General features: G+C 68.4%; 17 protein-coding genes. 9 read left to right on the forward strand and 8 right to left on the reverse strand.

Going from position 1 to position 21,152, the window contains the following annotated elements; genetic code table 11:
* The first annotated feature begins 160 nt into the window (after nucleotides 1-160).
* Both AC07V5_RS16675 and AC07V5_RS16680 read left to right on the forward strand, forming a co-directional pair.
* Nucleotides 161-2,233: a M13 family metallopeptidase gene (locus AC07V5_RS16675; protein WP_495116793.1), complete on the forward strand. Its 2,073-nt coding sequence runs from the start codon at nucleotides 161-163 to the stop codon at nucleotides 2,231-2,233.
* Between the two features lie 133 nt (nucleotides 2,234-2,366).
* The gene (locus tag AC07V5_RS16680) at nucleotides 2,367-2,582 is read left to right on the forward strand and encodes a hypothetical protein (protein ID WP_495116794.1); all 216 of its coding nucleotides are present in this window, start codon (nucleotides 2,367-2,369) and stop codon (nucleotides 2,580-2,582) included.
* Nucleotides 2,583-2,743: 161 nt separating this feature from the next.
* Here the strand turns inward: AC07V5_RS16680 and AC07V5_RS16685 are convergent, their stop codons facing one another.
* Nucleotides 2,744-5,623: a tetratricopeptide repeat protein gene (locus AC07V5_RS16685; RefSeq protein ID WP_495116795.1), complete on the reverse strand. Its 2,880-nt coding sequence runs from the start codon at nucleotides 5,621-5,623 to the stop codon at nucleotides 2,744-2,746.
* Between the two features lie 136 nt (nucleotides 5,624-5,759).
* Between AC07V5_RS16685 and AC07V5_RS16690 the strand changes: the two genes are divergently transcribed.
* Nucleotides 5,760-6,002, forward strand: a complete 243-nt coding sequence (locus AC07V5_RS16690; protein ID WP_495116796.1) for a M13-type metalloendopeptidase — start codon at nucleotides 5,760-5,762, stop codon at nucleotides 6,000-6,002.
* Between the two features lie 101 nt (nucleotides 6,003-6,103).
* On the opposite strand, the gene AC07V5_RS16695 is transcribed toward AC07V5_RS16690, so the two are convergent.
* Genes AC07V5_RS16695 through AC07V5_RS16710 form a run of 4 tightly spaced genes read right to left on the reverse strand, consistent with a single transcriptional unit; the run spans nucleotide 6,104 to nucleotide 11,868 of the window.
* Entirely contained in the window at nucleotides 6,104-6,874 is a 771-nt protein-coding gene (locus AC07V5_RS16695) for an IclR family transcriptional regulator (protein WP_495116797.1), read from the reverse strand.
* Nucleotides 6,855-7,613 (reverse strand): 2-dehydro-3-deoxy-D-gluconate 5-dehydrogenase KduD, encoded by a 759-nt coding sequence (gene kduD / locus AC07V5_RS16700; protein ID WP_495116798.1) that lies wholly within the window; start codon nucleotides 7,611-7,613, stop codon nucleotides 6,855-6,857. Before kduD ends, AC07V5_RS16695 begins: the two co-directional genes overlap by 20 nt.
* A gap of 2 nt (nucleotides 7,614-7,615) precedes the next feature.
* Nucleotides 7,616-10,033, reverse strand: coding sequence for a TonB-dependent receptor (locus AC07V5_RS16705; protein ID WP_495116799.1), 2,418 nt, complete (start codon nucleotides 10,031-10,033; stop codon nucleotides 7,616-7,618).
* A gap of 32 nt (nucleotides 10,034-10,065) precedes the next feature.
* Nucleotides 10,066-11,868: a hypothetical protein gene (locus AC07V5_RS16710; RefSeq protein WP_495116800.1), complete on the reverse strand. Its 1,803-nt coding sequence runs from the start codon at nucleotides 11,866-11,868 to the stop codon at nucleotides 10,066-10,068.
* A 67-nt stretch (nucleotides 11,869-11,935) separates the two neighbouring features.
* Between AC07V5_RS16710 and AC07V5_RS16715 the strand changes: the two genes are divergently transcribed.
* Nucleotides 11,936-12,931 carry a LacI family DNA-binding transcriptional regulator gene (locus AC07V5_RS16715; RefSeq protein ID WP_495116801.1) on the forward strand — a complete coding sequence of 332 codons (996 nt, stop codon included), beginning with the start codon at nucleotides 11,936-11,938 and terminating at the stop codon, nucleotides 12,929-12,931.
* A gap of 14 nt (nucleotides 12,932-12,945) precedes the next feature.
* On the opposite strand, the gene AC07V5_RS16720 is transcribed toward AC07V5_RS16715, so the two are convergent.
* Nucleotides 12,946-13,914: a LacI family DNA-binding transcriptional regulator gene (locus AC07V5_RS16720; protein ID WP_495116802.1), complete on the reverse strand. Its 969-nt coding sequence runs from the start codon at nucleotides 13,912-13,914 to the stop codon at nucleotides 12,946-12,948.
* Between the two features lie 164 nt (nucleotides 13,915-14,078).
* On the opposite strand from AC07V5_RS16720, the gene AC07V5_RS16725 reads away from it, so the two are divergent.
* From AC07V5_RS16725 to AC07V5_RS16745, 5 genes are read left to right on the forward strand one after another with little or no spacing between them, the layout of a single operon-like run.
* Nucleotides 14,079-15,374, forward strand: a complete 1,296-nt coding sequence (locus AC07V5_RS16725; protein WP_495116803.1) for an ABC transporter substrate-binding protein — start codon at nucleotides 14,079-14,081, stop codon at nucleotides 15,372-15,374.
* Nucleotides 15,371-16,240: a carbohydrate ABC transporter permease gene (locus tag AC07V5_RS16730; RefSeq protein WP_495116804.1), complete on the forward strand. Its 870-nt coding sequence runs from the start codon at nucleotides 15,371-15,373 to the stop codon at nucleotides 16,238-16,240. Before AC07V5_RS16725 ends, AC07V5_RS16730 begins: the two co-directional genes overlap by 4 nt.
* Nucleotides 16,237-17,073 (forward strand): carbohydrate ABC transporter permease, encoded by an 837-nt coding sequence (locus AC07V5_RS16735; protein ID WP_495116805.1) that lies wholly within the window; start codon nucleotides 16,237-16,239, stop codon nucleotides 17,071-17,073. Before AC07V5_RS16730 ends, AC07V5_RS16735 begins: the two co-directional genes overlap by 4 nt.
* 5 nt (nucleotides 17,074-17,078) lie before the next feature.
* On the forward strand, nucleotides 17,079-18,107 hold the full coding sequence (locus tag AC07V5_RS16740; RefSeq protein ID WP_495116806.1) for an ABC transporter ATP-binding protein: 1,029 nt from the start codon (nucleotides 17,079-17,081) through the stop codon (nucleotides 18,105-18,107).
* Nucleotides 18,104-19,297, forward strand: coding sequence for an alginate lyase family protein (locus tag AC07V5_RS16745; RefSeq protein WP_495116807.1), 1,194 nt, complete (start codon nucleotides 18,104-18,106; stop codon nucleotides 19,295-19,297). The genes AC07V5_RS16740 and AC07V5_RS16745 overlap by 4 nt, the downstream gene beginning before the upstream one ends.
* Here AC07V5_RS16745 and AC07V5_RS16750 read toward each other — a convergent pair.
* Together AC07V5_RS16750 and AC07V5_RS16755 are read right to left on the reverse strand one after the other, a co-directional pair.
* Nucleotides 19,284-20,084 carry a DODA-type extradiol aromatic ring-opening family dioxygenase gene (locus AC07V5_RS16750; protein WP_495116808.1) on the reverse strand — a complete coding sequence of 267 codons (801 nt, stop codon included), beginning with the start codon at nucleotides 20,082-20,084 and terminating at the stop codon, nucleotides 19,284-19,286. The genes AC07V5_RS16745 and AC07V5_RS16750 overlap by 14 nt on opposite strands.
* A 94-nt stretch (nucleotides 20,085-20,178) precedes the next feature.
* Nucleotides 20,179-21,048, reverse strand: coding sequence for an L-type lectin-domain containing protein (locus AC07V5_RS16755; RefSeq protein ID WP_495116809.1), 870 nt, complete (start codon nucleotides 21,046-21,048; stop codon nucleotides 20,179-20,181).
* Nucleotides 21,049-21,152 lie beyond the last annotated feature (104 nt).

Raw genomic sequence — 21,152 nt, forward strand, 5'->3', positions numbered from 1 at the left:
CAAGCGATGCCCGCGCCGTCCGCGAAGCTCACTGACTTGTTGCCAGCGCTTGCGCCGCCTGCCGACTGATGTAGCAGGTCTGTCCATGTCCTCGACCCGCACGCCGCTCGCGTGACGTCTGCAAGAATGACCGGAACCCAAGGCGCCACCAAGGACCGTCATGAAGTCGATCTGCATCAGTTTCCTGCTTATGGCGGCGTCGGGCCTCGGCGCGCCTGCGCTCGCGGCCGATGCGCCAGCGCAGGCGGGCACGCCCTTGATCTCGGGCGTCGACGTCAAGTCCTTCGATCCGGCCGTGCGGCTGCAGGACGACTTCTACGCCTACATCAACGGCCGCTGGGCGCGCGGCACCAAGATCCCCGCCAGCAAGGCGCGCTGGGGCACCTACGACGAACTGCGAGAGACGGCAGCCTTGCAGGTGCGGGCGATCCTGGAAGACGTGCTGAAGAACCCGGGCGCGGCCGGCAGCGAGACCCGAAAGATCGCCGACCTGTACACCACCTTCACCGACGATGCGGCGCGCAAAGAGCGCGGCTTCGCGCCGCTGGCGCCCGAGTTCATGCGCATCGACGCCGTCACCCGCCACCAGGATCTGGCCGCTTTGATGGCCGAGCTGGAGCACCAGGGCGTGACCGTGCCCTTCGGTGTCTTCGTCGGGCAGGACGCCCAGAACGCCGAACGTTACGTTGTCTATGCGGCCCAGTCCGGGTTGGGCCTGCCCGACCGCGACTACTACCTCAACGACACGGACAAGAAGCTGACGGCCGTGCGGCAGGCTTATGTGCAGCACATCACCCGGCTGTTCACGATGCAGGGCAATGTGCAGGGCGATGTGCAGGCCGAACGCCATGCGGCCAACGTGCTGGCCCTGGAGACCCGGCTGGCGCAGTTGCAATGGACCCGCGTGGAGAGCCGCGAGGCCCTGAAGACCTACAACCCCCGCACCTTCGCACAACTGGCCGAAGAAGCGCCCGGACTGGACTGGTCGGCGTACCTGCGGACCGCAGGCATCGCGGGCAAGGCCAACTCGCCCACCGCGCTGGTGGTGCGCCAGCCCAGCTACTTCACGGGCCTGGCCAAGCTGGTGGCCGAGGTGCCGCTGGAGCAATGGCACAGCTATTTCAAGTGGCACGTGCTGGAGGCCTACGCCCCCTACCTCGCGCCCGCGGTGGCCGATGAGCGCTTCGCGTTCACCGGCACGGTGCTGCGCGGCGTGCCCGAGAACGAACCGCCCTGGCGCCAAGCCCAGCAGTTCGTCGACTCCATCATGGGCGAGGCGGTGGGCAAGCTCTACGTGGCCCGGCACTTCCCGCCCGAGAACAAGGCGCGCGTGCTGGCCATGGTGAACAATTTCCTCGCCACGTTCCGCGAAGGCATCGATGAACTGGCGTGGATGAGCCCGGCGACGAAGAAGGAGGCACAGGCCAAGCTGGCGCTGTTCACCCCCAAGATCGGCTACCCCGATGTCTGGCGCGACTACTCAGCCCTGACCACCAGCAGCACCGACCTGATCGCCAATGTGCGCGCTGGCCGCCGTTTCGCTTTTGAGCGCGGCATCGCCAAGCTGGGCAAGCCGGTGGACCGTGGCGAATGGGGCTTCACCCCGCAGACCGTCAACGCCAGCTACAGCCCGCTGCAGAACGCCATCACCTTTCCGGCGGCGCTGCTGCAGCCGCCCTTCTTCGACGTGAGGGCCGAAGACGCCATCAACTACGGCACCGTCGGCACCAGCATCGGCCACGAGATCAGCCATGGCTTCGACGACCAGGGCAGCCGCTACGACGGCCATGGCAACCTGCGCAACTGGTGGACGGAGGAGGACCGCGCCGCCTTCACCGCGCGCGCCAACGGCCTGGTGCAGCAGTACAGCGCCTTCAGCCCGGTGCCGGGCTACCACGTCAACGGCCAGTTCACGCTGGGCGAGAACATCGGCGACAACTCCGGCGTCACCATCGCCTACAAGGCCTACCGCAAGTCCTTGGGCGGCAAACCTTCGCCCGTGATCGACGGCCTGACCGGCGAGCAGCGGCTGTACATCGGCTGGGCCGTCAAGTTCCGCACGCTGCAGCGCGAAGAGGCCGCCATCGTCCAGATCAAGAGCGACCCGCATTCACCGGGCGAATTCCGCGTCAAGGGCACGCTGGCCAACCAGGCCGGCTTCTACGAGGCCTTCGACATCAAGCCGGGCGACAAGATGTACCGGTCACCCGAGCAGCGCGTGAAGCTGTGGTGAGCGGCCGCAATTCATGAGTTCCACGGGTGCATTAGTCCTTGTAGTTCTGGTTGCCATGTACGCGGCATACGCCGTTCCAGTGATGCTTCAGTTCCGCTCCTACTGCAGGCACGTTGCGACTGCAACGGGCCGCATGAGTGAGCTCAATGACCCGCGGAGCAGGGATGACGCTGGCACCACCGCGTTCGAGCATGAACAATGGTGGAACCTGGCGGCTGGTGATTTCAAAGAGCTCACCGATCCGAACCTGGCAGCAAAGGCAGCAAAGCTGTCCAAAAAGGTTCGGCTCACGATGCTTCTCGCCGTCGGTTTGGTTGTTGCGTCCCCATTTGTCGCCGGCCTGCAATGAAGCTTGGCCCGTCGTTTGAGCCGCTGCTCGCGGTTCTGCTTCAACGTTGAACGGCTGCTTTGCGGAGCCTGAGTAGGCCCGCTAGAACTTCTGCCCTGGGGCGGCCGCTGCCCTGTCCAGCCCAACACCCGTCGCCGCCACGTCTGCCTTCCGGCACCGTTCTATTCAGTAGCGTCACGTATTTGCGTCAACGTCAGCGCGGCCTGCTGGGTATTCGGATGCGTCGGCCCCAGCGTGCGTGTGCAGCCAGCGACGCAGTTCTCTTGCAGCTGTCGCGCCCTGGCGAACTCCCCCTGCTGCCAAAGCGTAAATGCGAGGTTGTTCATCGCCCTCAATGTGGCCGGGTGCTCCTCGCCCAATACGCGCTTGCTGACCTCCAGCACCGATTCTTCCAGCCGCCTCGCACCGGACAGGTCGCCCTGCTTCCACAGCGTGGCCGCCAAGTTGATCATCGCCATCAACGTATCCGGATGCTCCTCGCCCAGCACGCGCTTCCTGGCCTCCAGCACCAACTCTTGCAACTGCCTCGCGCCGGGCAGGTCGCCCTGACGCTTCAGCGCGATCGCCAGGTTGTTCATAGCCGTCAACGTGTCTGGGTGTTCATCGCCCAGCACGCGCTTCCTGGCCTCCAACACCGACTCTTGCAGCCGCCTCGCGCCGGGCTGGTCGTCTTGGTCCCAAAGCATGCACGCCAGGTTGTTCATCAAGCTCAACGTGTCCGGGTGTTCCTCGCCCAACACATGCCTGCTGGCTTCCAGCACCGCCTCTTGCAGCCGCCTTGCGCCGGGCAGGTCGCCTTGTTTCCGCAGCGTCTCCGCAAGGTTGTTCATCGCCGTCAACGTGGCTGGGTGCTCTTCGCCCAGCACGCGTTTCCTGGCTTCCAGCACCGACTCTTCCAGCCGCTTTGCGCCGGACGGGTCGTCCTGGCTCTTCAGCGTGCCCGCCAGGTTGCCCATAGCCGTCAACGTGTCCGGGTGCTCTTCGCCCAGCACGCGCTTCCTGGCCTCGAGCACCGACTCTTGCAGCCGCCTCGCGCCAAGCAGGTCACCCTGGCTCCGTAGCGTCTCAGCCAGGTTGTTCATTGCCATCAACGTGTCCGGGTGCTCCTCGCCCAGCACGCGCTTCCTTGCCTCCAGCACCAACTCGTGCAGCCGCCTCGCGCCGGGCAGGTCGCCCTGACGCCTCAGCGTGATCGCCAGGTTGTTCATGGCCGTCATCGTGCCCGGGTGCTCCTCGCCCAACACGCGCCTGCAAACGTCCTGTTGCTGGTGGAAGCCGTCGCGGGCCAGCGAGTACGCCGCGCGCTCGAAGTCGTATCGGGCCACCCATCTCAGGAGGTCGATGGTCGCCAGGTCATCAGCCGAGCCACTCAACTCGCGCGCGTGTGGGACCCACGGCTCAAGCTGGGCGTGGTTGCGGATGTCATCGGCCTGGGTCATTTGCTCTGCCAATACTTGGACCGCGTGCCCGCGCCATGTCTCGAGCGCGTCGGGTGATCCATCGGCAAACCGCATGGTGCGGGACACCAGCGTGTGGACTGTGATGGCACCTTGGCCCGCATCGTCGGCCAGGCTGCTGGACAGCAGGCGGTCCACGGCGAGGTCGGCGCGGTCCCTGGCCTCGTCTTCGCCCAGGCCAGCCGCCTCGGCGACGCCGTGCACCAGCAGCAGCCTCGGGATGGGCGCGGCGGCGAGCACGGCAGCCAGGCGCAGCAGGTCGCGCGGCGCCTCATCCAGTTGCCGGATGCTGGCGAGGAAGGTAGCGGCGATGTGGCGCTGGTGGCCGTTGGGTAATGCTTCCTCGAACTGCGCGGCCAGGTCCAGCACGTCTTGATCGGTGCGCTCGAGCGCCTTCAGCGTGTCGTGCAGGCCACGCCGCTTCACCAGCGCGGCGGTGACGTCGACGGCCAGCGCGTGATGGCCCAGCGCGGCGCAGATGGCGTCGGCGGTCGCGGGGTCATCGACGGCCCTTGGGTCCTGGCGCGTCAGCAGGCCACGGGCTTCCAGGGGGTCGAGCTGCGGCAGCTCGAGCGTCTCCACGTGCGTGAAGCGCCGCGTGCGCGACGTGAAGAGCGTGCGGCCCAGCGGGTGCGGTGCGAGCCAGTCGGCCAGCGCTTCGGTGCCCAGGTCGGGCGGCAGGTCGTCGATGACCCACAGGAAGGGCAGCGCCGCTTGATCGAAGTGTTGCGCCATCACGGCACGCAGCTGCGCCGGCTCCAGGCCACGCGTATCTAGCCCCAAGCCCATGGCCAGGTCCAGCACCTGGGCGTGGCGCAGGTCTGCACGCTGCGCGGGCGTGAGGGCCGTGCCGCCATCGGGGTGACCGTAGGCGCGAATCCAGAACACGCCGCCGGGATACGCCGCGCCGAAGCGCAGCGCGTACTCCTCGGCCATCAGGCTCTTGCCGATGCCGCCGGCACCGCGCACCAGCGCCACGCCGGGCTTGCCGCCGGTGCCGGTGAGCATGGCGGCCTGGCCCGCCAGCAGCTTGCCGTGCAGCGCCCACATCTGGCCCAGGCGGCCCACGAAGCGCGTGGAGCCGGTGCCCATGGCCGGCAGCCAGCGAGGCGGCGTCAGGGCGCGCAGCTCGCCCAGCGGCTTAGGCGGCACGGTGTCGCGCAACGCAGCGGCGATGCGGTCGGCCAGTTCGTTCACGGCCTGCTCATCGTCAGGCGCGTGCTGCGCGCTCAGGTGAAGCTGGTCGAACAACTCGGGCAGGTGCACGTGCGCGTTGCCGGGTTCGGGGTTCACCACCAGGATGCGCCGTCGCGGGTCACCTTCGGCCTGCGCGGCACAGTACGCAGCGGTCAGTTCCCATTGGCACGCGCGCGACTCGTTGTAGCGGCCCGAATACCACGCCAGAAGCGCACGCGCGCCGGACAGTCCGGTGCCGACCGCCTGCTGGATGCTGGCGAAGCTCTCCACTTCGCGCGCGTCCTGCCACACGCGCACGCCGCGTGCTTGCAGCGCTGCGAGCAGCGGCGCAACGCTGGGCTTGTCGGCCCAGCGGTAGCTGAGGAACAAATCGTTCGATGCGGCCAAGGCTCCTCCCAAGCACAACCCTGGGGACGAGAACCGACGGGGCTGGCGTCGCGCGTGCAGTGGCGACACGCCGATTATTGGCCGTGGATAGTCGCGCCAACGTCGAGGCGCGTGGCGCATCCATCGGGTTGAGGGCGTGCTGAAGCCGGCGACGGCTGACGAGCGGTGGCTTGCGTGGCCGCCATGCATGACCGGCGCGTTCCGCACGCTGCAGCGCGACGAGGCCGCCATCGTCCAGATCAAGAGCGACCCGCATTCGCCGGGCGAATTCCGCGTCAAGGGCACGCTGGCCAACCAGGTCGGCTTCTACCAGGCCTTCGGCATCAAGCCGGGCGACAAGATGTATCGGCCCCCTGAGCAGCGCGTGAAACTGTGGTGAGCGGCCGCAGGCACCGCTGTGAGTCCGCACGGTCTCCATCCGTGCTCCGTGCCTGAATCGCCTTGACTGCTCGTGGTATTCGGATTGCGCTGAAGAGCCGGCTAATCAGGGGCGCTGACCTGCCCCATCCGGAACCGAATGCTGCAGCCCAGCCCCGCCGAGATCGCGTTCACGGCCTCGCGCAGCCGTGGTACCAGCGCGGCCATGCTGTCGCCCTGCAGCCGGCTCACCGGCACGTGCACCGCCAGGCCGGCGATGGCTTCGTCGTGCTGGTCGAACACGGGCATGGCGACGCTGCACAGGTGCGGCAGGCGCAAAACGCTGTAACCCTGCTCGCGGATGGCTTCCAGTTCGGCATCGGGGCCGGGCGCGGCGTCCCAGGCCAGCACGGCCAAGCCCAGCGCGCAGTGCCGCAGCGGCTCGCGGTGTCCGACCGGTGTGGACAAACCGCGTGCGTCGCGGGACTCGGCGCGGTGCAGGTGGACGATGTTCCCGCCGTCGCGCAGGCCCAGCTGCACCAGCTCGCCCGTGGCCTCGGCCAGCGCGCGCATGGCGGGCTGGGCGACGCCCAGCAGGTCGGGGCTGCGCAGCGCCTGCGCGCCGAGCTCGAAGACGCGCGTCGTCAGCGTCCAGGCGTCGCCGTCGGCGTGCAGATAGCCCAGGCTCGCGGCCGTGCGCAACATGCGTTCGGCCAAGCGGGGTGTCAGGTCGGCCTCGGCGGCCAGCTGCCAGGTGGGGGCGCCGTTGTGGTCGGCCACGGCGTGCAGCAGCGCGAAGACCTGGTGGACGGCCGCGACGGTGTTCTTGTCCGCCAGGCCCGACCAGCGCGGGCCGGGCGCGGGCAGCTCGCGGTCAGCGCGCCAGCCAGCCACCGTCGACGGCCAGCGTGTGGCCGTGCACGTAGTCGGACGCGCGCGAGGCCAGGAAGACGATGGCGCCCGACAGGTCTGCCGGCGCACCCCAGCGGCCGGCGGGGATGCGCGCCAGGATGGCGTCGTTGCGCTCCACGTCTGCGCGCAGCTCGGCCGTGTTGTGCGTGCTCATGTAGCCCGGCGCGATGGCGTTGACGTTGATGCCCAGCCCCGCCCACTCGTTGGCCAGCGCGCGCGTGAGGCCCAGCACGCCGCTCTTGCTGGCCGTGTACGACGGCACGCGGATGCCGCCCTGGAACGACAGCATGGACGCGACGTTGACGATCTTGCCGCCGCCGCCCTGGGCCACGAAGCGCCGCGCCGCGGCCTGCGAGAGCTTGAAGACGGCGCCGAGGTTGACCGCCATCACGTCGTCCCAGTCGCGCTCGCTGAAGTCCAGCGCGGCCTGGCGGCGGATGATGCCGGCGTTGTTGACGAGGATGTCGATGCGGCCGTTCAAGCCGGCGGCCTCGTCGATCAACCCTTGAGCATCACGCAGTTCGCCGAGGTCGGCGCGCAGGTCGACGTAGCGCTGGCCCAGCACCGCCACCTCGCCGCCCAAACCCTCGGGGTCGGAGCGGTTGATGCCGACGATGTCGGCCCCGGCCTGGGCCAGCCCCAAGGCCATGGCACGGCCCAGGCCGGTGTTGCAGCCGGTGACGACGGCCGTGCGGCCGGACAGATCAAAGAGGCCGGCCATGCTCAGAACTTCACGTCCAGGCGCAGCGCCATGTAGCTGAACGCGTCGCGGGCCGGCGTCCAGGTCGTGTGCGCGTACGAGGAGCCGCTGTTGACGGGGTTGACGCGCCAGGTGCCCAAGCCGCTGAAGCCGGTATTGGCATAGTGGCGGTCGAACAGGTTGTTGACGTAGAAGCCCAGCTGGTATTTACCGGCCTTGTCCTTCAAGCCGAAGCCGACGTTGACGATGGTGATGGCCGGTGCGGCCAGCGTCGGGTCCTGGTTGATGTTGGTCAGCACCGAGGTACGGCGGCGCAGGTTGCCGCTGAAGAAGAGGTTGAAAGGTCCGTCGGGCAGCGCGACGTCGTAGCGGCCGGACAGGCCCAGCTTCAGCTTCGGTGCGTTGGGCATGACGCCGCCCGTCACGTCCTGCGTGTTCTGGCCACCGTAGGCGGGGTTGTTGCGCACGCACTCCAGGTTGAAGCCGCCGTTGGGCGAGCCCGCCACGTTGTAGCAAGGCGCGTTGGGCCAGTCGGACACGGTGGCCTTGGTGTAGGCGATGTCGGCGTTGACGATGAAGTTGGGCGTGACGAGGGCCGCCACGTCCAGCTCCACGCCGCGCGTCTGCACGCCGCCGATGCTGCTCAGCCGCGTCACATAGGTTGTCGTGCCGGGCAGGTAGCCGCCGGAGTTCTGCTGGTAGTCCTTGAACTTGGTGTTGAACGCGGCGACGTTGACCGTCAGGCGGTTGTTGAAGAAGTTGCCCTTCAGGCCCAGCTCGTAGTGCTTGGCCGATTCGGACGGCACCGGCTGCTGCGCGGCCGTGGCGGCGGTCAGGCCGCTGGTGATGTCGTAGGCCTTGCCCTTGTAGCCGGTCGACGTCATCACATACCCCATCAAGCTGGGCGTGAACTGGCGCTGCAGGCTGAGCTTGCCGGTCGTCGAGTCCTCCTTGTTGTCGCGGCTGGAGTACACGGCCGTGGGCGTGAAGACGGCGGGCAGTGGGTTGCTCAGCGTCAGCGAGTAGCCCGAGACCTGGCGGTTCTGGCGCAGGCCGGCCACCAGCGTCGTGCCGGGCATGAACTCCCACGTGGCCTGGCCGAAGATGGCGGTGTTGCGGTTGGACGTGTCGCCAACGTAGGCGATGGGCGTGGACAGCGCGATGCCGTCGAAGCCGCGATTGAAGAAGCGGTCGATGGCGTTGCTGGCCCACCAGAGGCCGGCCACGTAGCGGAAGTTGCCTTCGTCCGCCGACGTGAGGCGCAGCTCCTGGGTCTTGGAGTCGATCAGGTAGGTGCCGTACTGCACGTAGCCCGCGTCGCGGCCGGTGGTGGGCTTGCCGGCGGTGATCGGGTAGGACAGCAGCGTGTGGACGTCGGTGAAGTCCTGGTCGCGGTAGTCGTTGGCCGTGTAGCGCTGGGCGGACGTGATGGAGGTCAGCGTCATGCCGTTGGGCATGGCCCAGTTGATGCGCAGCGCCGCGCCCTTGATCTCGGACTCGATGCCGGTCGGCGAGTCCATGCGGATGTCGCGATTGGTGGGGCCGGGCGTGATGCCGGCCAGCAGCGTCGTGGCCGGCAGCGCCGCGACGCCGTTCTGGTAGCCGGCCAGCTGGTTGTTGGTGCCGAAGCTGGTCAGCGCATAGGTGCAGCAGTCGTTGCGGGTCTTGTTGTAGGTGGGCGTGAACTCGACGTCGATCTCCTCGGTCGGGTGCCAGGCCAGCTTCATCATCAGGCTGCGGTCGCGGCTGCCGTTGACCTTCTTGCCGGTGGTGAGGTTGTTCAGGTTGCCGTCGAACTCGCTGGCGGCGGCCGCGATGCGCATACCCAGCTTGGGCGCGATCTCGCCGCCCACCGAGAAGCGCAGGCGCTTTTCGCCGTCGTTGGTGATGAGGGCGCTGGCGTCGCCGCGGATGGCGCTGCCGATGGGCTTGGTGGTGATGAGCATGGCGCCGGCGATGGCGCTCTTGCCGAACAGCGTGCTCTGCGGGCCCTTCAGCACCTCGACGCGCTGCACGTCGGCCAGGTCCTTGAAGGCCATGAACTGCGCGCCCATGGGGATGTCGTCAATGATGACCGACACGTCGGACTCGACGCCGATGCCGATGGACGAGGTGCCGATGCCGCGCATGTTCAAGCCGTTGTTGGCCGGCGTCGAACCGTAGGTGACGCTCAGTGCCGGCGTCAGCTCGATGACGTCTTCCATCGAGCGCACGTTGCTGCGCTCCAGCCTTTCGCTGGTGAAGACCGAGATGGCGAGCGGCACGTTCTCCAGCTTCTCCACGCGCTTGTTGGCCGTGACCTCGACGCGCTCCAGCTGGTTCTTCTCCGGCGCCGCGTCGGCCTTGGGCTTGGCGGCCTCCTGTGCCAGCGTGGCTTGGGCGGCCAGCAGCAGCATGGCGGCGGCGATGGGCGTCATGCGCCTGGTGGTGAACTCCTTCATCGTCTGTCTCCGTCTTTATGTTTGGGGTGTTGTCACCGGTAGCTCAGCGTCCACCGGAGGGAAAGCGGGGCAGCCATCTGTGTGGCCGTTCCTGAGAAATGCAGATGCGCGTGCGCCGGGCCGCTGGTCAGCGGGCGCAGCGTGGTGGCAGGGGGCTCGCGCAGGCTCAGTTGTGTGAAGCCCTCGGCCTCGAAGCGTCGGATCACGCCGTGGTCAAAGTCCACGGCCATGCCTGTGGCGTGCGCGCCGAAGGAGATGCAGGCGAAGTCCAGGCTCAGCGACGCCAGCTGGAGCGGCGAGGCAGGCTGGAGCCGGTCGCTGCGTCGGATGTAGCCGGGGCCGAAGCGGTACTCCGTGAGCAGCGTGACGCGCGCGTCCAGGCGGGGCTGCTTGGCGCCGACGAGGTTGAGCCCTGGCTGGCGGTAGCTGAGCATCTGCTCCTCGCCGTCCTGCCAGGTGCGCAAATCCTGGATGAAGGACGTCGGCAGCAGCACGCTGCCATCGGCGAGCACGAGCTTGAACAAGAGCTGCGGGTGGGCCGCGCCGCTCTCGGCCCGGCCTTCGATGAGGCGCGGCGAGAAGGGAATGGGGTAGTAGGGCGCGTTGTCGTGCTGGCCCGTGCCGCCGTTGATCAGCGGCAGCGTGAAGACGAGGCCGCGGTCGCGGCGCACGGCCAACGCGCGGTCGTGGGTGCCGCGGGCGAACCAGTTCAGCGCGAAGCTCGGTTGCGTCTTGTCGAGCCAGCTGGCGAGCTCTGCGGGCGGCGCTGTATCGGCCAGGCCGGCCGCGTCCCACAGCTCGCAGGTGGACAGCAGCTGGTGAATGATGGAGAAGTTCTCGCCCAGCATGCGGTGCGGGCCGCGGTAGCCATCGGTGCTGCGGCCGTTGCGCCAGAGATCGACGGAGTGCAGGGCCGGGTCGAACCAGAAGTCGACGTATTTGGCTGCCGCGCGCACGCTGTAGGCGTAGGCATGGCGGCGCGTGTCGTCATCGAGCAGGCCGAGGTAGGCGGCCGTGGAGAGGATCTCGACGATGGCGGTGTCGCCATAGGGCCCGATGCTGCGGCCGAAGCCGAAGCCGTCACCGCTGGCTGTCGCGCATTGCAGGGCCAGCTTGGCGGACTGCGCCAGCAGGGTCTTCAGCCGCGGCGTGACTTCGAGCCCGGTCTCGATGAAGCGCTCGCAGAACTCCGCCGCCAGCAGGATGCTGTAGCGGTCGAACCGGCCTTCACCCTCGGTCTCGTCGGAGTAGCCGAACTCGCCCGAGTAGCGCTCGTAGTGGTCCAGCGTCTTGGCCAACAAGGCCTCGCTGGCGCTGGCGTCCTCCCACCCCATCAGCATGCGCAGCCGCGCGATGCCGAAGGCGACGCCGTAGTAGTTGGTCGGCAGTGCCTTCAGGCGCAGCGTCTTCGCATCGACGAAAACGCGCCAGTCCAGCCGCTCGCGCAGCCGCGCCTGGCTGTCGGCGTCGACGGCCTCGCTCAGCAGCCCGGCCTTGCGCAGCCGGTTCAGCGCCATCAGGGCGTAGTAGATGCCCCAGCTCTCGACTGGCATCTGGCTGATGAGGGCCATCAGCCGCCGGCTGCCGGCGAGATAGCCCGCAAAGGCCGCGTCGTCGCGCGGTGTCAGCGTCAGCAAGTGGGCCAGCGCAATGGCCACCTTGCCGGGCAGGAAGACATCGCCCTGGCCGAACACCGGCGCGCCGTTGAAGCGCGTGTCCAGGCCGTCGGCGTCGAGCAGCTTGAAGTAGTGCGCCAGCTGCGGCAGCAGTTGCTCGCGCACCAGCATGTTCAGCGGCAGCGCCTTGAGCGGCGGCTCGTAGCGATCAGCTTGCATCGCGGCTCCGATCGCTGTGGCCTTGGTAGAGAATCCGCGCCAATCCAGCGCCGCCCACCAGCCCATCGTGTCCTCCACCAAATCCCCAGCCACCCTGCGCGATGTCGCCGAGCTGGCCGGGGTGTCGACGGCGGCGGTGTCCAAGTTCGTCAATGGCAAGCAGCGCTTCACGGCGGCCGTCGAGACCCGCATCGCCGCAGCCATCGAGCAGGTGGGCTACCGCTCCAACCTGGCGGCACGCAGCATGGTCACGGGCCGCTCGGGTGCCATCGCGGCACTCGTCTACGGCGTCGAGAACCCCTACACCGCGGCCGTCATCAAGGGCGCCAGCCGCGCGGCCACGGCACTGGGCTATGACCTGCTGTTCGTCGACCTGCTGCAGAGCGAATCGCCCGAGCGCGAGCTGGCCCGCGTGACCGGCATGCAGGTCGATGGCATCGTGCTGGCCGCTGCGTTGCCGGTTGCGGCGCGCAAGCTGCTGGCCAGCTACGGTCGGCCGTTCGTGGACCTGGGCCGCGCGAGCGAGCCCACCGAGGCGCCCAGCGGCGACGAGCAGGCCGCAGCGATGCTGGGCCGCTACCTGCTGAGCCTGGGCCACCGCGACATCGCCTACGTCGCCTGCGACGCGCAACCCGGCAATGCCGAGCGGCTGCTGGGCATGAGGCGTTCGCTGCAGTCGGCCGGCGTCGAGTTGGCCGTGCACCAGGTGACGAACCCGACCGCCGAGGACGGCGCGCGGCTGGCGTCCAGCCTGCTGCTGGGCCAGAAGCGCCCGCAGGCGATTGCCACCTGCAACGACCTCATCGCCATGGGCCTGATCTCCGAGGCCCGCCACCTGGGCCTGACGGTGCCGCAGGACGTGTCGGTTGCCGGCATCGAGAACATGCCCTTCGGCCGCTTCCTGAGCCCGCCGCTGACGAGCGTGGAGCTGCATGCCGACCTGCTGGGTGAGTGGGCGATGCGCAACCTCGTGGCCACCATCGACGGCGAGGAAGCGCCTGCCAAGGCTCACGACCTGACGCCGCGGCTCGTCGTGCGGGGCTCGACCAAAGCCGCCGCCTGATTGACGCCGCGCCGTCATGGCGCGCGCCTGCAGGTGGATTCGCGCACGACCAGGCGCGGTGCAAGCACCTCGTCGAACGGGTGTTCCAACTCGTCGTTGATGAGCTGCAGCAGGCGCTGCATGGCCACCTCGCCCATCTGCTCGCTGTTCATCGCCACCGACGTCAACGACGGGCTGGTGTAGCGGCCGTAGGCGATGTCGTCGAAGCTCGCGATGGACACGTCGCGCGGGATCTCTACGCCCAGCGCGCGTGCCTCGTTCATCAGGCCTAGAGCGATCAAGTCGTTGTAGGTGACGATGGCGTCGGGCCGCTCGCCGCCCAGCAGCAGGCGGGAGGCCGCGGCCTCGCCGGCCTCGGGGGAGGGCGCGTCCACGTCCAGCATCTCCAGCTTGCGGCCGGCCTCGGCAAGCGCGTCGCTCAGGCCGCGGATGCGCTCCGCATTCCAGCGCGACGACGGGAAGCCCACGTAGGCCACGCGCCGGTGCTGCAGCGTCATCAGGTGGCGGCCGATCATCAGCCCGGCCAGGTAGCCGTCGGCGCCCACGCTGTGCACGCCCGGGTGCCCGTAGCGGCCGAAGAAGACGACCGGCTTGCCCAGCGCGTTCAGCCACTCGATGGATTCATCGGCCAGCCGTGAGCTGACGACCAGGCCGTCAACGCGTCGCGACAGCGTCTCCACCAGATGGCGCTCGGGCGCCTTGCTCTCGGCCGTGTCGACGAAGGCCATGCTGTAGTCGTTGGCCTGGGCCACGCGGCTGGCGCCTTTGACGATGCCCGTGAAGTGCGGGTTGCCGAGGTCCAGCACCACCAGGCCGACCGCGCCGCTGCGCCCGGTCGCGATGGAGCGGGCCATGTGGTTGGTGCGATAGCCGAGGCTGTCGATGGCCGCCTGGATGCTGGCCTCGACACCCGGCGAGAAGCGCTGGCCGCCACTGCAGAACTTGGAGACGGCGGCGGTCGAGACACCTGCGGCAGCAGCCACATCGCGGAGGGTTGGGAGTCGTTTTTTAGTCATTTGGTAAAGCGTTTAACTGAATGATAGTGAGGTGTTTTGAAAATGGAAGGTCGTTTCATGCCTTTGTTGTCAGGGTTTTCGCCAGACGCATGCCTGTTTACTCGGCTGACTTCTGCCGCAACAATGATTGGATGGTTAACCGCTTTACCTTGATTGCGCTGTCATTGGCGCTGCTGCCACTGGCGGCGCAGTCCGCCTCGCCCGACGAGCCCTTGCGTGTGTGGACGCGTTCGTCCAAGGACGGTCGCAAGACCTACGACGCCATCGCCGCCGCCTTCACGAAAAAGACCGGCATCCGCGTCGAGTTCTTCAATGCGCTGAACGATTTCGAGCAGCGCCTGGCGCGCGCCGCCGTGGGTGGCCGCATGCCCGATGTCATCGTCAACGAGCTGGGCACGGCGGGTCAGCTCGTCAACATGGGCGTGGCCGCGGAGATCGACCGCAGCCGCATCGCAGGCAGCCAAGACCTGCTGGACAGCGCCTGGCGCGCTGCCACGCTGCCCGACGGCAAGACCTACGGCGTGCCGATCTCGGTGCAGGCGCACGTGCTCTTCATCCGCAAGGATTGGCGCGAGAAGCTGGGCCTGCCGGTGCCGCGCACGTGGGAGGAGCTGGCCCAGCTGTCGCGTGCCTTCACTGAGCGCGACCCCGACGGCAACGGCCGCCGCGACACCTATGGCCTGGCCTTCCCCGGCGGCACGGCGCGCGGCTACGCGGCCTGGTACCTGAGCAGCTTCCTCTTCCAGGCCGGCGGCGAGTTCCTGCGCCCCGGTGCGGACGGCAAGCTACGCGGCGCTCTGGACGAGCCCGCGGCCGTGGCCACGCTGGCCCTGTTCCGCCGCCTCGTCTGCGAGGACCGCAGTGTGCAGCCCAATGCCATCAACGCGACGACGCAGGACACCAACAAGGTCTTCAGCTCGGGGCAGGCGGGGCTCTACCTGTCGGGCCCGTATCACATCGCGCTGTTCGACAAGGAGCCGGGCAAGGACCGCTACGAGGTCGTGCCCGTGCCCGCCGGCCCCACCGGCCAGCGCGCCAGCCTGACCGCCGGCGAGCTGGCTTTCATCGCGAGCAACACCCGCCAGCCCGAGCGCGCGAGGCAGTTCATCGAGTTCCTGATCTCGCCCGAAGGCCAGACGTTGGGCACGCAGCCGCCCAGTGGCGGCCTGCCCGTGGTGCGCCTGCCCGTCAACCGCAAGGTGGACGCTGCGCAGGCCCACGGCGACGAACGCTGGGCCATGGTGGCGCAGGAGTACACGCAGCATGGCCACGCGTTGCCGCAAGCACGCAACTGGTCGCGCCTGCAGCAGCTCACGGCGGATGGCTTCAACGCCATCCTGGCCCACTGCAGCAAGGACATCCCCGGCGAGCTGCGCGCGCTCAACGCCCGCTTCAACGCCGAACTCGCCCGCCAGGAGGCGCAATGACGCCGCGCCGCAACTTCTCTCGCCTGACGCCGTGGCTGTTCCTCGCGCCGGCGTTGCTGGTCTTCACCTGGTTCAAGTTCATCCCCATGGCCAAGGGCCTGGTGATGAGCTTCCACAAGGTGGGCTTCGGCGGCTCGGACACGTATGTGGGCTGGCACAACTTCGAGCGCGCGCTGACCGACGCGGCGTTGCGCGACGCCGCCGGCCGTACGCTGCTCTACGTCTTCTTCACCGTGCTGTTGTCGGCCTCCATCGCGCTGCTGCTGGCGCAGGCGCTGCAGGGCACGGCGCGGCACATGCGCTTCATCCGCACGGCGATGTTCCTGCCCGCCGTGACCAGCGCGGCCGTCGCGGCCGAGGTCTGGCGCATCCTCTACGCGCCCACGCCCGATGGCGTCATCAACGCGATGCTGGGCCTCATCGGCATCGGCCCGCAGGGCTTCTGGGCTGACCCGTCGCAGGCGCTGGCCGCGTTGATCGGCATGCACGTCTGGAAGCATGTGCCCTACGACACCGTCATCTTCGTGGCGGGCCTGGCGGGCATCAACAGCGAGCTGTACGACGCGGCCGCTGTTGATGGCGCCAACGCCTGGCAGCGCTTCAAGGCCGTGACGCTGCCGGGCCTGGCACCGGCAATCACCGTCATCTGCACGCTGGGTTTCATCCGCGGCTTTCGCGTCTTCACCGAGGTCTACGCGACGACCGGCGGCGGCCCGGCCGGCAGCACCGAGGTCGTCATGACGCAGATCTACAAGCAGGGCTTCCAGGAGCTGGACTACGGCTTCGCCGCCGCCGCCTCGACGCTGCTGTTCCTCTTCACCGCGGCCCTCACCGCCGTCTACCTCGCCTGGCGCCGCAGCCGATGAAACATCCCCTGCTGTCCCTCGCACCGCGCGTGCTGCTCTACGGCCTTGTGCTCATCGTCTTCGCCGGGCCGTTCTGGGCCTTCCTGATGACGGCCTTCTCCGGCGTCACCATCGCGCCCGGCCGGCTGCTGTGGTGGCCCGAGCAGCCCACGCTGGAGAACTTACGCTACGCGTGGGTGGAGGCCAAGGTCTGGCGCTATCTGCTGAACTCCCTCGTCGTTGTGCTGTTCGGCACCGTGCTGCAGCTGTCGGTCAGCGCCTTCGCCGCCTATGCGCTGGCACGCAAGCGCTTCCGGGGCCTGGCGGCGGTCAGCTTCCTGATCCTGTCGACCATGATGCTGCCCGACGAGGTCATCGCCATCCCGCTGTTCATCGTGCTCGGCAAGCTGCCCCTCATCGGCGCCAGCCTGCACGATACGCACCTGGGCATGATCCTGCCGGTGGTCGGCTGGGGCTTCTCCATCTTCATGCTCAGCGAGTTCATGCGCGCCATTCCGGCGGACTTGGAAGAAGCCGCGCGGGTGGACGGCGCCAGCGACTGGCAGATCTTCTGGCACGTCATCCTGCCGCTGTGCAAGCCGGCGCTGGGCAGCGCCGCGGTCTTCGGTTTCATCATGATCTGGGACCAGTACCTGCTGCCCCTGCTCGTCACCAACGACGAGAGTCTCTACACGCTGCCCGTCGCGCTGGCCACCGTGCGCGCCGACGAGACGATGAAGCCCGCTGTCTTCATCGCCATCAGCGTCATCGCCATGCTGCCCAGCATCCTCGTCTACCTGGGCCTGCAGAAATCCTTCAACCGCGGCCTGCTGGCCGGTGCCGTGAAAGGCTGAGTTACGTGGCTGCCATTGAATTGAAGGGCGTCGGCAAACGCTTCGCCCAGACCGACGTCATCCGTGACGTGTCGCTGTCCATCGCCGACGGCGAGTTCTGCGTGCTCGTCGGCCCCAGCGGCTCGGGCAAGTCCACGCTGCTGCGCATGATCGCGGGGTTGGAGGACGTGACGAGCGGCCAGTTGCACATCGGCGGCCGCGACGTGACCCACGAGCCACCCAAGGCGCGCGACATCGCCATGGTCTTCCAGAGCTATGCGCTGTACCCGCAGATGACGGTGCGCGAGAACATGGGCTTTGGCTTGAAGCTGATGAAGCGTCCTGCTGAGGAGATCCGCCGCCGCGTCGATGAGGTCGCGCGCATGCTGAGCCTGGAGCCGCTGATGGAGCGCAAGCCCGCGGCGCTGTCCGGCGGCCAGCGCCAGCGCGTGGCCATGGGCCGGGCCATGGTGCGCGAGCCCGCGGCCTTCCTGTTCGACGAGCCACTCTCGAACCTGGATGCCGCGCTGCGCAGCGCCGTGCGTCAGGAGATCCGCGCGCTGCATGCGCGGCTGCGCACGACGTCGGTCTACGTGACCCACGACCAGGTCGAGGCCATGACGATGGGCGACACCATCGTCGTGCTGCGCGATGGCCGCGTGGAGCAAAGCGGAAGCCCGGCCGAGTTGTACGACCGGCCGGCGAATCGCTTCGTGGCCGGCTTCATCGGTTCGCCGGCGATGAATTTCTGCGCGCTGCCGGCGGGCTTCGCGCCGTCACTCGATGCGACGCGCTTGCAGCTTGGCGTGCGCCCCGAGCACCTGCAGCTGGGCCGCGCGCCGGAGGCGGCCGCCGTATTCGATTGCACCGTCGAGTCCATCGAGTTCATGGGCGCGCAGTCGCAGCTCAACCTGCAGAGCGTGACGGGGCCCATCGTCATCAACGTCGCCGATCGGCCGGGGCTGAGCGCCGGCGACCGCATCAGCGTGTCTGCCATGCACGACCGGCTGCATTTCTTCGACACGCAAAGCGGTCTGCGCCAGGAGGCCGCATGAAGCGGCGGACCCTGCTGCTCGGCCTGCTGGCGAGCCAGGTCCACGCGTCGCAGGGCCAGGCCCCGCTGTTGACGCTGGACCTCGCCGCCCTCGACGAAACGCGCCGCCGCCTCGCCGCCGGCGACCCGCAACTCGCGCCCGCCCATGTCGCCTTGCTCGCCCGTGCGGCCAAGGCCCTCAAGGCACCGCTGCGCAGCGTCGTCGACAAGACGATGACGCCGCCCTCGGGTTCGCGCAACGATTACATGAGCATGGGCCCCTACTGGTGGCCCAACCCCGCCACGCCCAATGGCCTGCCTTACGTGCGCCGCGATGGCCAGCGCAACCCTGAGGTGGCCGGCGATGCGCTGGACGCCGACCGCATGCAGGCCTTTGGTCGCGACGTGCTGGATCTGACACTGGCCCATCACTTCGGCGCGTCGAACGCTCATGCCGAGAAGGCCGTCGCTGCGTTGAAGCACTGGTTCCTTGCACCGGCCACGCGGATGCGGCCGCACCTGAACTACGCCCAGGGCATCCCGGGCATCGTCGACGGACGGGCCGAGGGCCTCATCGACACGCGCAACCTGTGGATGCTCATCGACGCCGCGTTGCTGCTGAACGCCAGCGGCGCGCTGAGCGATGCCGACCTGGCCGCGCTGCGCCAGTGGTTCACCGAGTTCACGCAATGGATGCATACCAGCCCCATCGCGCTGGAGGAAGACGCGGCCAAGAACAACCACGGCATGTTCTTCGACTCGCAGCTGGTGAACTACCTGCTCTTCGTCGGCGACACCGAGCGCGCGCGCGCCCGGCTGGCCACCGTGGTGGCGCGGCGCTTTGCGCCCCAGGTCGACGCCGACGGCCGCATGCCGCACGAGCTGGGCCGGACGCGGCCCTTCCACTACACCGCCTTCAACCTGGAAGCCGCCACGCGGCTCGCGCAGTACGGCCGCGCGCAGGGCACCGACCTCTGGCGCGACCGGCATCTGCTGCAGTCCATCGCCTTCATCCAGAAGGCAGCGCTGGCCCCCGACTCCTGGACCTACGCCACGCCCACCGAACCCCGGCCCGAGATTGACAAGCTGCTGCCCGTGCTGACGATGGCCCGCTGGGCCACGAAGGCCGACCAGCCGCTGCTGAAGCCGCTGTCGGCCTCACGGCCTGCCGAATTGGACTGGCTGCTGTGGCCCGAGCTCAGCCGAACCTGAAGCTGGAGGCGGTGACACCGCCCATGAACTCGGTCTCGTGATAGCTGCAGCTGGCGGTGTCGCCCTCGGCGGCACCGGCGGCAACCATCAGCGGCAGCAGGTGTTCCTCACGTGGGTGAGCCAGCCGCGCTGACGGTGCGCGTGCCCAGGCCTGCAGCCGCTCGGCGCGGCCATCCGCCAAGGGCAGGGCGTCCTGCAGCCAGCCGTCGAACTGCACCGACGGCTCGCGGCCGGCGGCGCCGTACAGGCGCAGGTTGTGGAAGCTGAAGCCGCTGCCGAGGATGAGCACGCCTTCGTCGCGCAAGGGCGCCAGCGCCCGGCCCAGTGCCAGGTGGTCCGCCGGGCTCAGGCCGCGCTTCAGCGACAGCTGCACGACCGGCACGTCGGCGTCCGGGTACATCGGCACCAGCGTGCAGAAGGCGCCGTGGTCGTAGCCGCGCTGGGCGTCCCGCGCGGCGGGCAGGCCGGCGGCCTGGATCAGCGCGACGACGCGCTCGGCCAGCACCGGGTCGCCCGGTGCCGGGTAGACCACCTCGTAGGTGTGCGCCGGAAAGCCGCCGTAGTCGTACAGCATGCCCGGCGCGGGCGAAGTCATCACGGTGAAGGCGTTCTCTTCCCAGTGGGCCGAGATCATCAGGATGGCCTTGGGCTTTTCCGGCAGCGTGGCCGGCAGCGCCTGCAGCGAGGCCTCCAGCTGGGCGTGCGCCCGGCGGTAGTCGCCGTCCATGAACGGCCAGGGGCCGCCGCCGTGGGAGAGGAAGAAGGTGGGCAGGCGAGGGGATTGCATGCCCGCAAGACTAGGCCCGGGCGGCTTGGTCTCGTTTCAACCAGCTTGACGCCGGCGTTCGCAAAACTCGAACGCCGGAGGTGCTGGAGGCTTTTCAGCCGCGGCGACGGCGGCTGGCCAGCAGCGCTGCGCCGCCGGCCAGGGCCAGCAGTGCGATGTTCGCCGGCTCGGGCAGGCGGCCGGGGCCGACGATGGAGGTGTCGTTGGCCAGCTGCCAGTTCAGGATGTCGTGGTTCTGCCACCCGGAGCCGGTTGCGGCTGTGAAGCCGACGAAGGCGTCGTTGGTGCCCAGTGCGGAGGCGATGTCGATGCTGTAGTTGGTGATCAGGTTGATCAGGGCCGAGCCATCTTCCTGCACGCTGACATTGAGTTTTTGCGTCGTGCCGTCGTAGTTGATGAAGGCCGACCAGATCTTGCCGTTGCTTAGGCAGCCCGTGGCGCCATAGTTGCCGGAGTCGCAGCTGCTGATGCCGTAGGGGCTGGCCGTGACCAGGCTGGCCAACGAGCCGCCGACGTCCAGCGCGACATGGTTGCTGCCCCCGACTTCACCGTTGTTGTAGGTGTCGAACTCGATGGCGACGCTGTCGGCCACACCCTGGTAGCCGAGGCCGCCACCCGCACCGCCCAGTCCCGAGGAGGCCTTGGACACCACGAAGGTGAAGCCGTCTGCCGGGTCGATGCCCCCGGCCTGGCTCATGCGGAACTGGAAGCTGGTGCTGAAGGTTGCGCCACCGCCGAGGGAAATAGCCGTCGTGCTGAAGCCTGCACCTGCGGTGTTGAAGGCGGACGGCGTCAGCCGCAGGTCGCCACCCGTCACGCCGGTCGCGCCGACGCAGGTCAGCGAGCCGCCACCGCCGCAGGCGCCGGTGAAGTTGGCGTAGTTGATGACGACGGCAGCCTGGGACTGCGGTGCGATGGCGGCCAGGGCCAGTGCGGCGGAGGCGAACAGCGTGCGGCGGGTCATGTCTCACTCCTCGTTATGGATGGAGTCGATGCAAATTTGGTGCCACTGATCATTTCTCATGGGCAGGCGAGCGGGGCCTGGGCCGGCTTGGGACTGGTTTGTCA

Source organism: Roseateles sp. GW821-FHT02E12 (assembly GCF_059421665.1).

Excerpts from the sequence above, each read along its gene's own strand:
- AC07V5_RS16675 (WP_495116793.1), top strand. The coding sequence starts at position 161 with ATGAAGTCGATCTGCATCAGTTTCCTGCTTATGGCGGCGTCGGGCCTC.
- AC07V5_RS16680 (WP_495116794.1), top strand. The coding sequence starts at position 2,367 with ATGAGTGAGCTCAATGACCCGCGGAGCAGGGATGACGCTGGCACCACC.
- kduD (WP_495116798.1), bottom strand. The coding sequence starts at position 7,613 with ATGGCCGGCCTCTTTGATCTGTCCGGCCGCACGGCCGTCGTCACCGGC.
- AC07V5_RS16705 (WP_495116799.1), bottom strand. The coding sequence starts at position 10,033 with ATGAAGGAGTTCACCACCAGGCGCATGACGCCCATCGCCGCCGCCATG.
- AC07V5_RS16710 (WP_495116800.1), bottom strand. The coding sequence starts at position 11,868 with ATGCAAGCTGATCGCTACGAGCCGCCGCTCAAGGCGCTGCCGCTGAAC.
- AC07V5_RS16725 (WP_495116803.1), top strand. The coding sequence starts at position 14,079 with ATGGTTAACCGCTTTACCTTGATTGCGCTGTCATTGGCGCTGCTGCCA.
- AC07V5_RS16730 (WP_495116804.1), top strand. The coding sequence starts at position 15,371 with ATGACGCCGCGCCGCAACTTCTCTCGCCTGACGCCGTGGCTGTTCCTC.
- AC07V5_RS16735 (WP_495116805.1), top strand. The coding sequence starts at position 16,237 with ATGAAACATCCCCTGCTGTCCCTCGCACCGCGCGTGCTGCTCTACGGC.
- AC07V5_RS16745 (WP_495116807.1), top strand. The coding sequence starts at position 18,104 with ATGAAGCGGCGGACCCTGCTGCTCGGCCTGCTGGCGAGCCAGGTCCAC.
- AC07V5_RS16750 (WP_495116808.1), bottom strand. The coding sequence starts at position 20,084 with ATGCAATCCCCTCGCCTGCCCACCTTCTTCCTCTCCCACGGCGGCGGC.
- AC07V5_RS16755 (WP_495116809.1), bottom strand. The coding sequence starts at position 21,048 with ATGACCCGCCGCACGCTGTTCGCCTCCGCCGCACTGGCCCTGGCCGCC.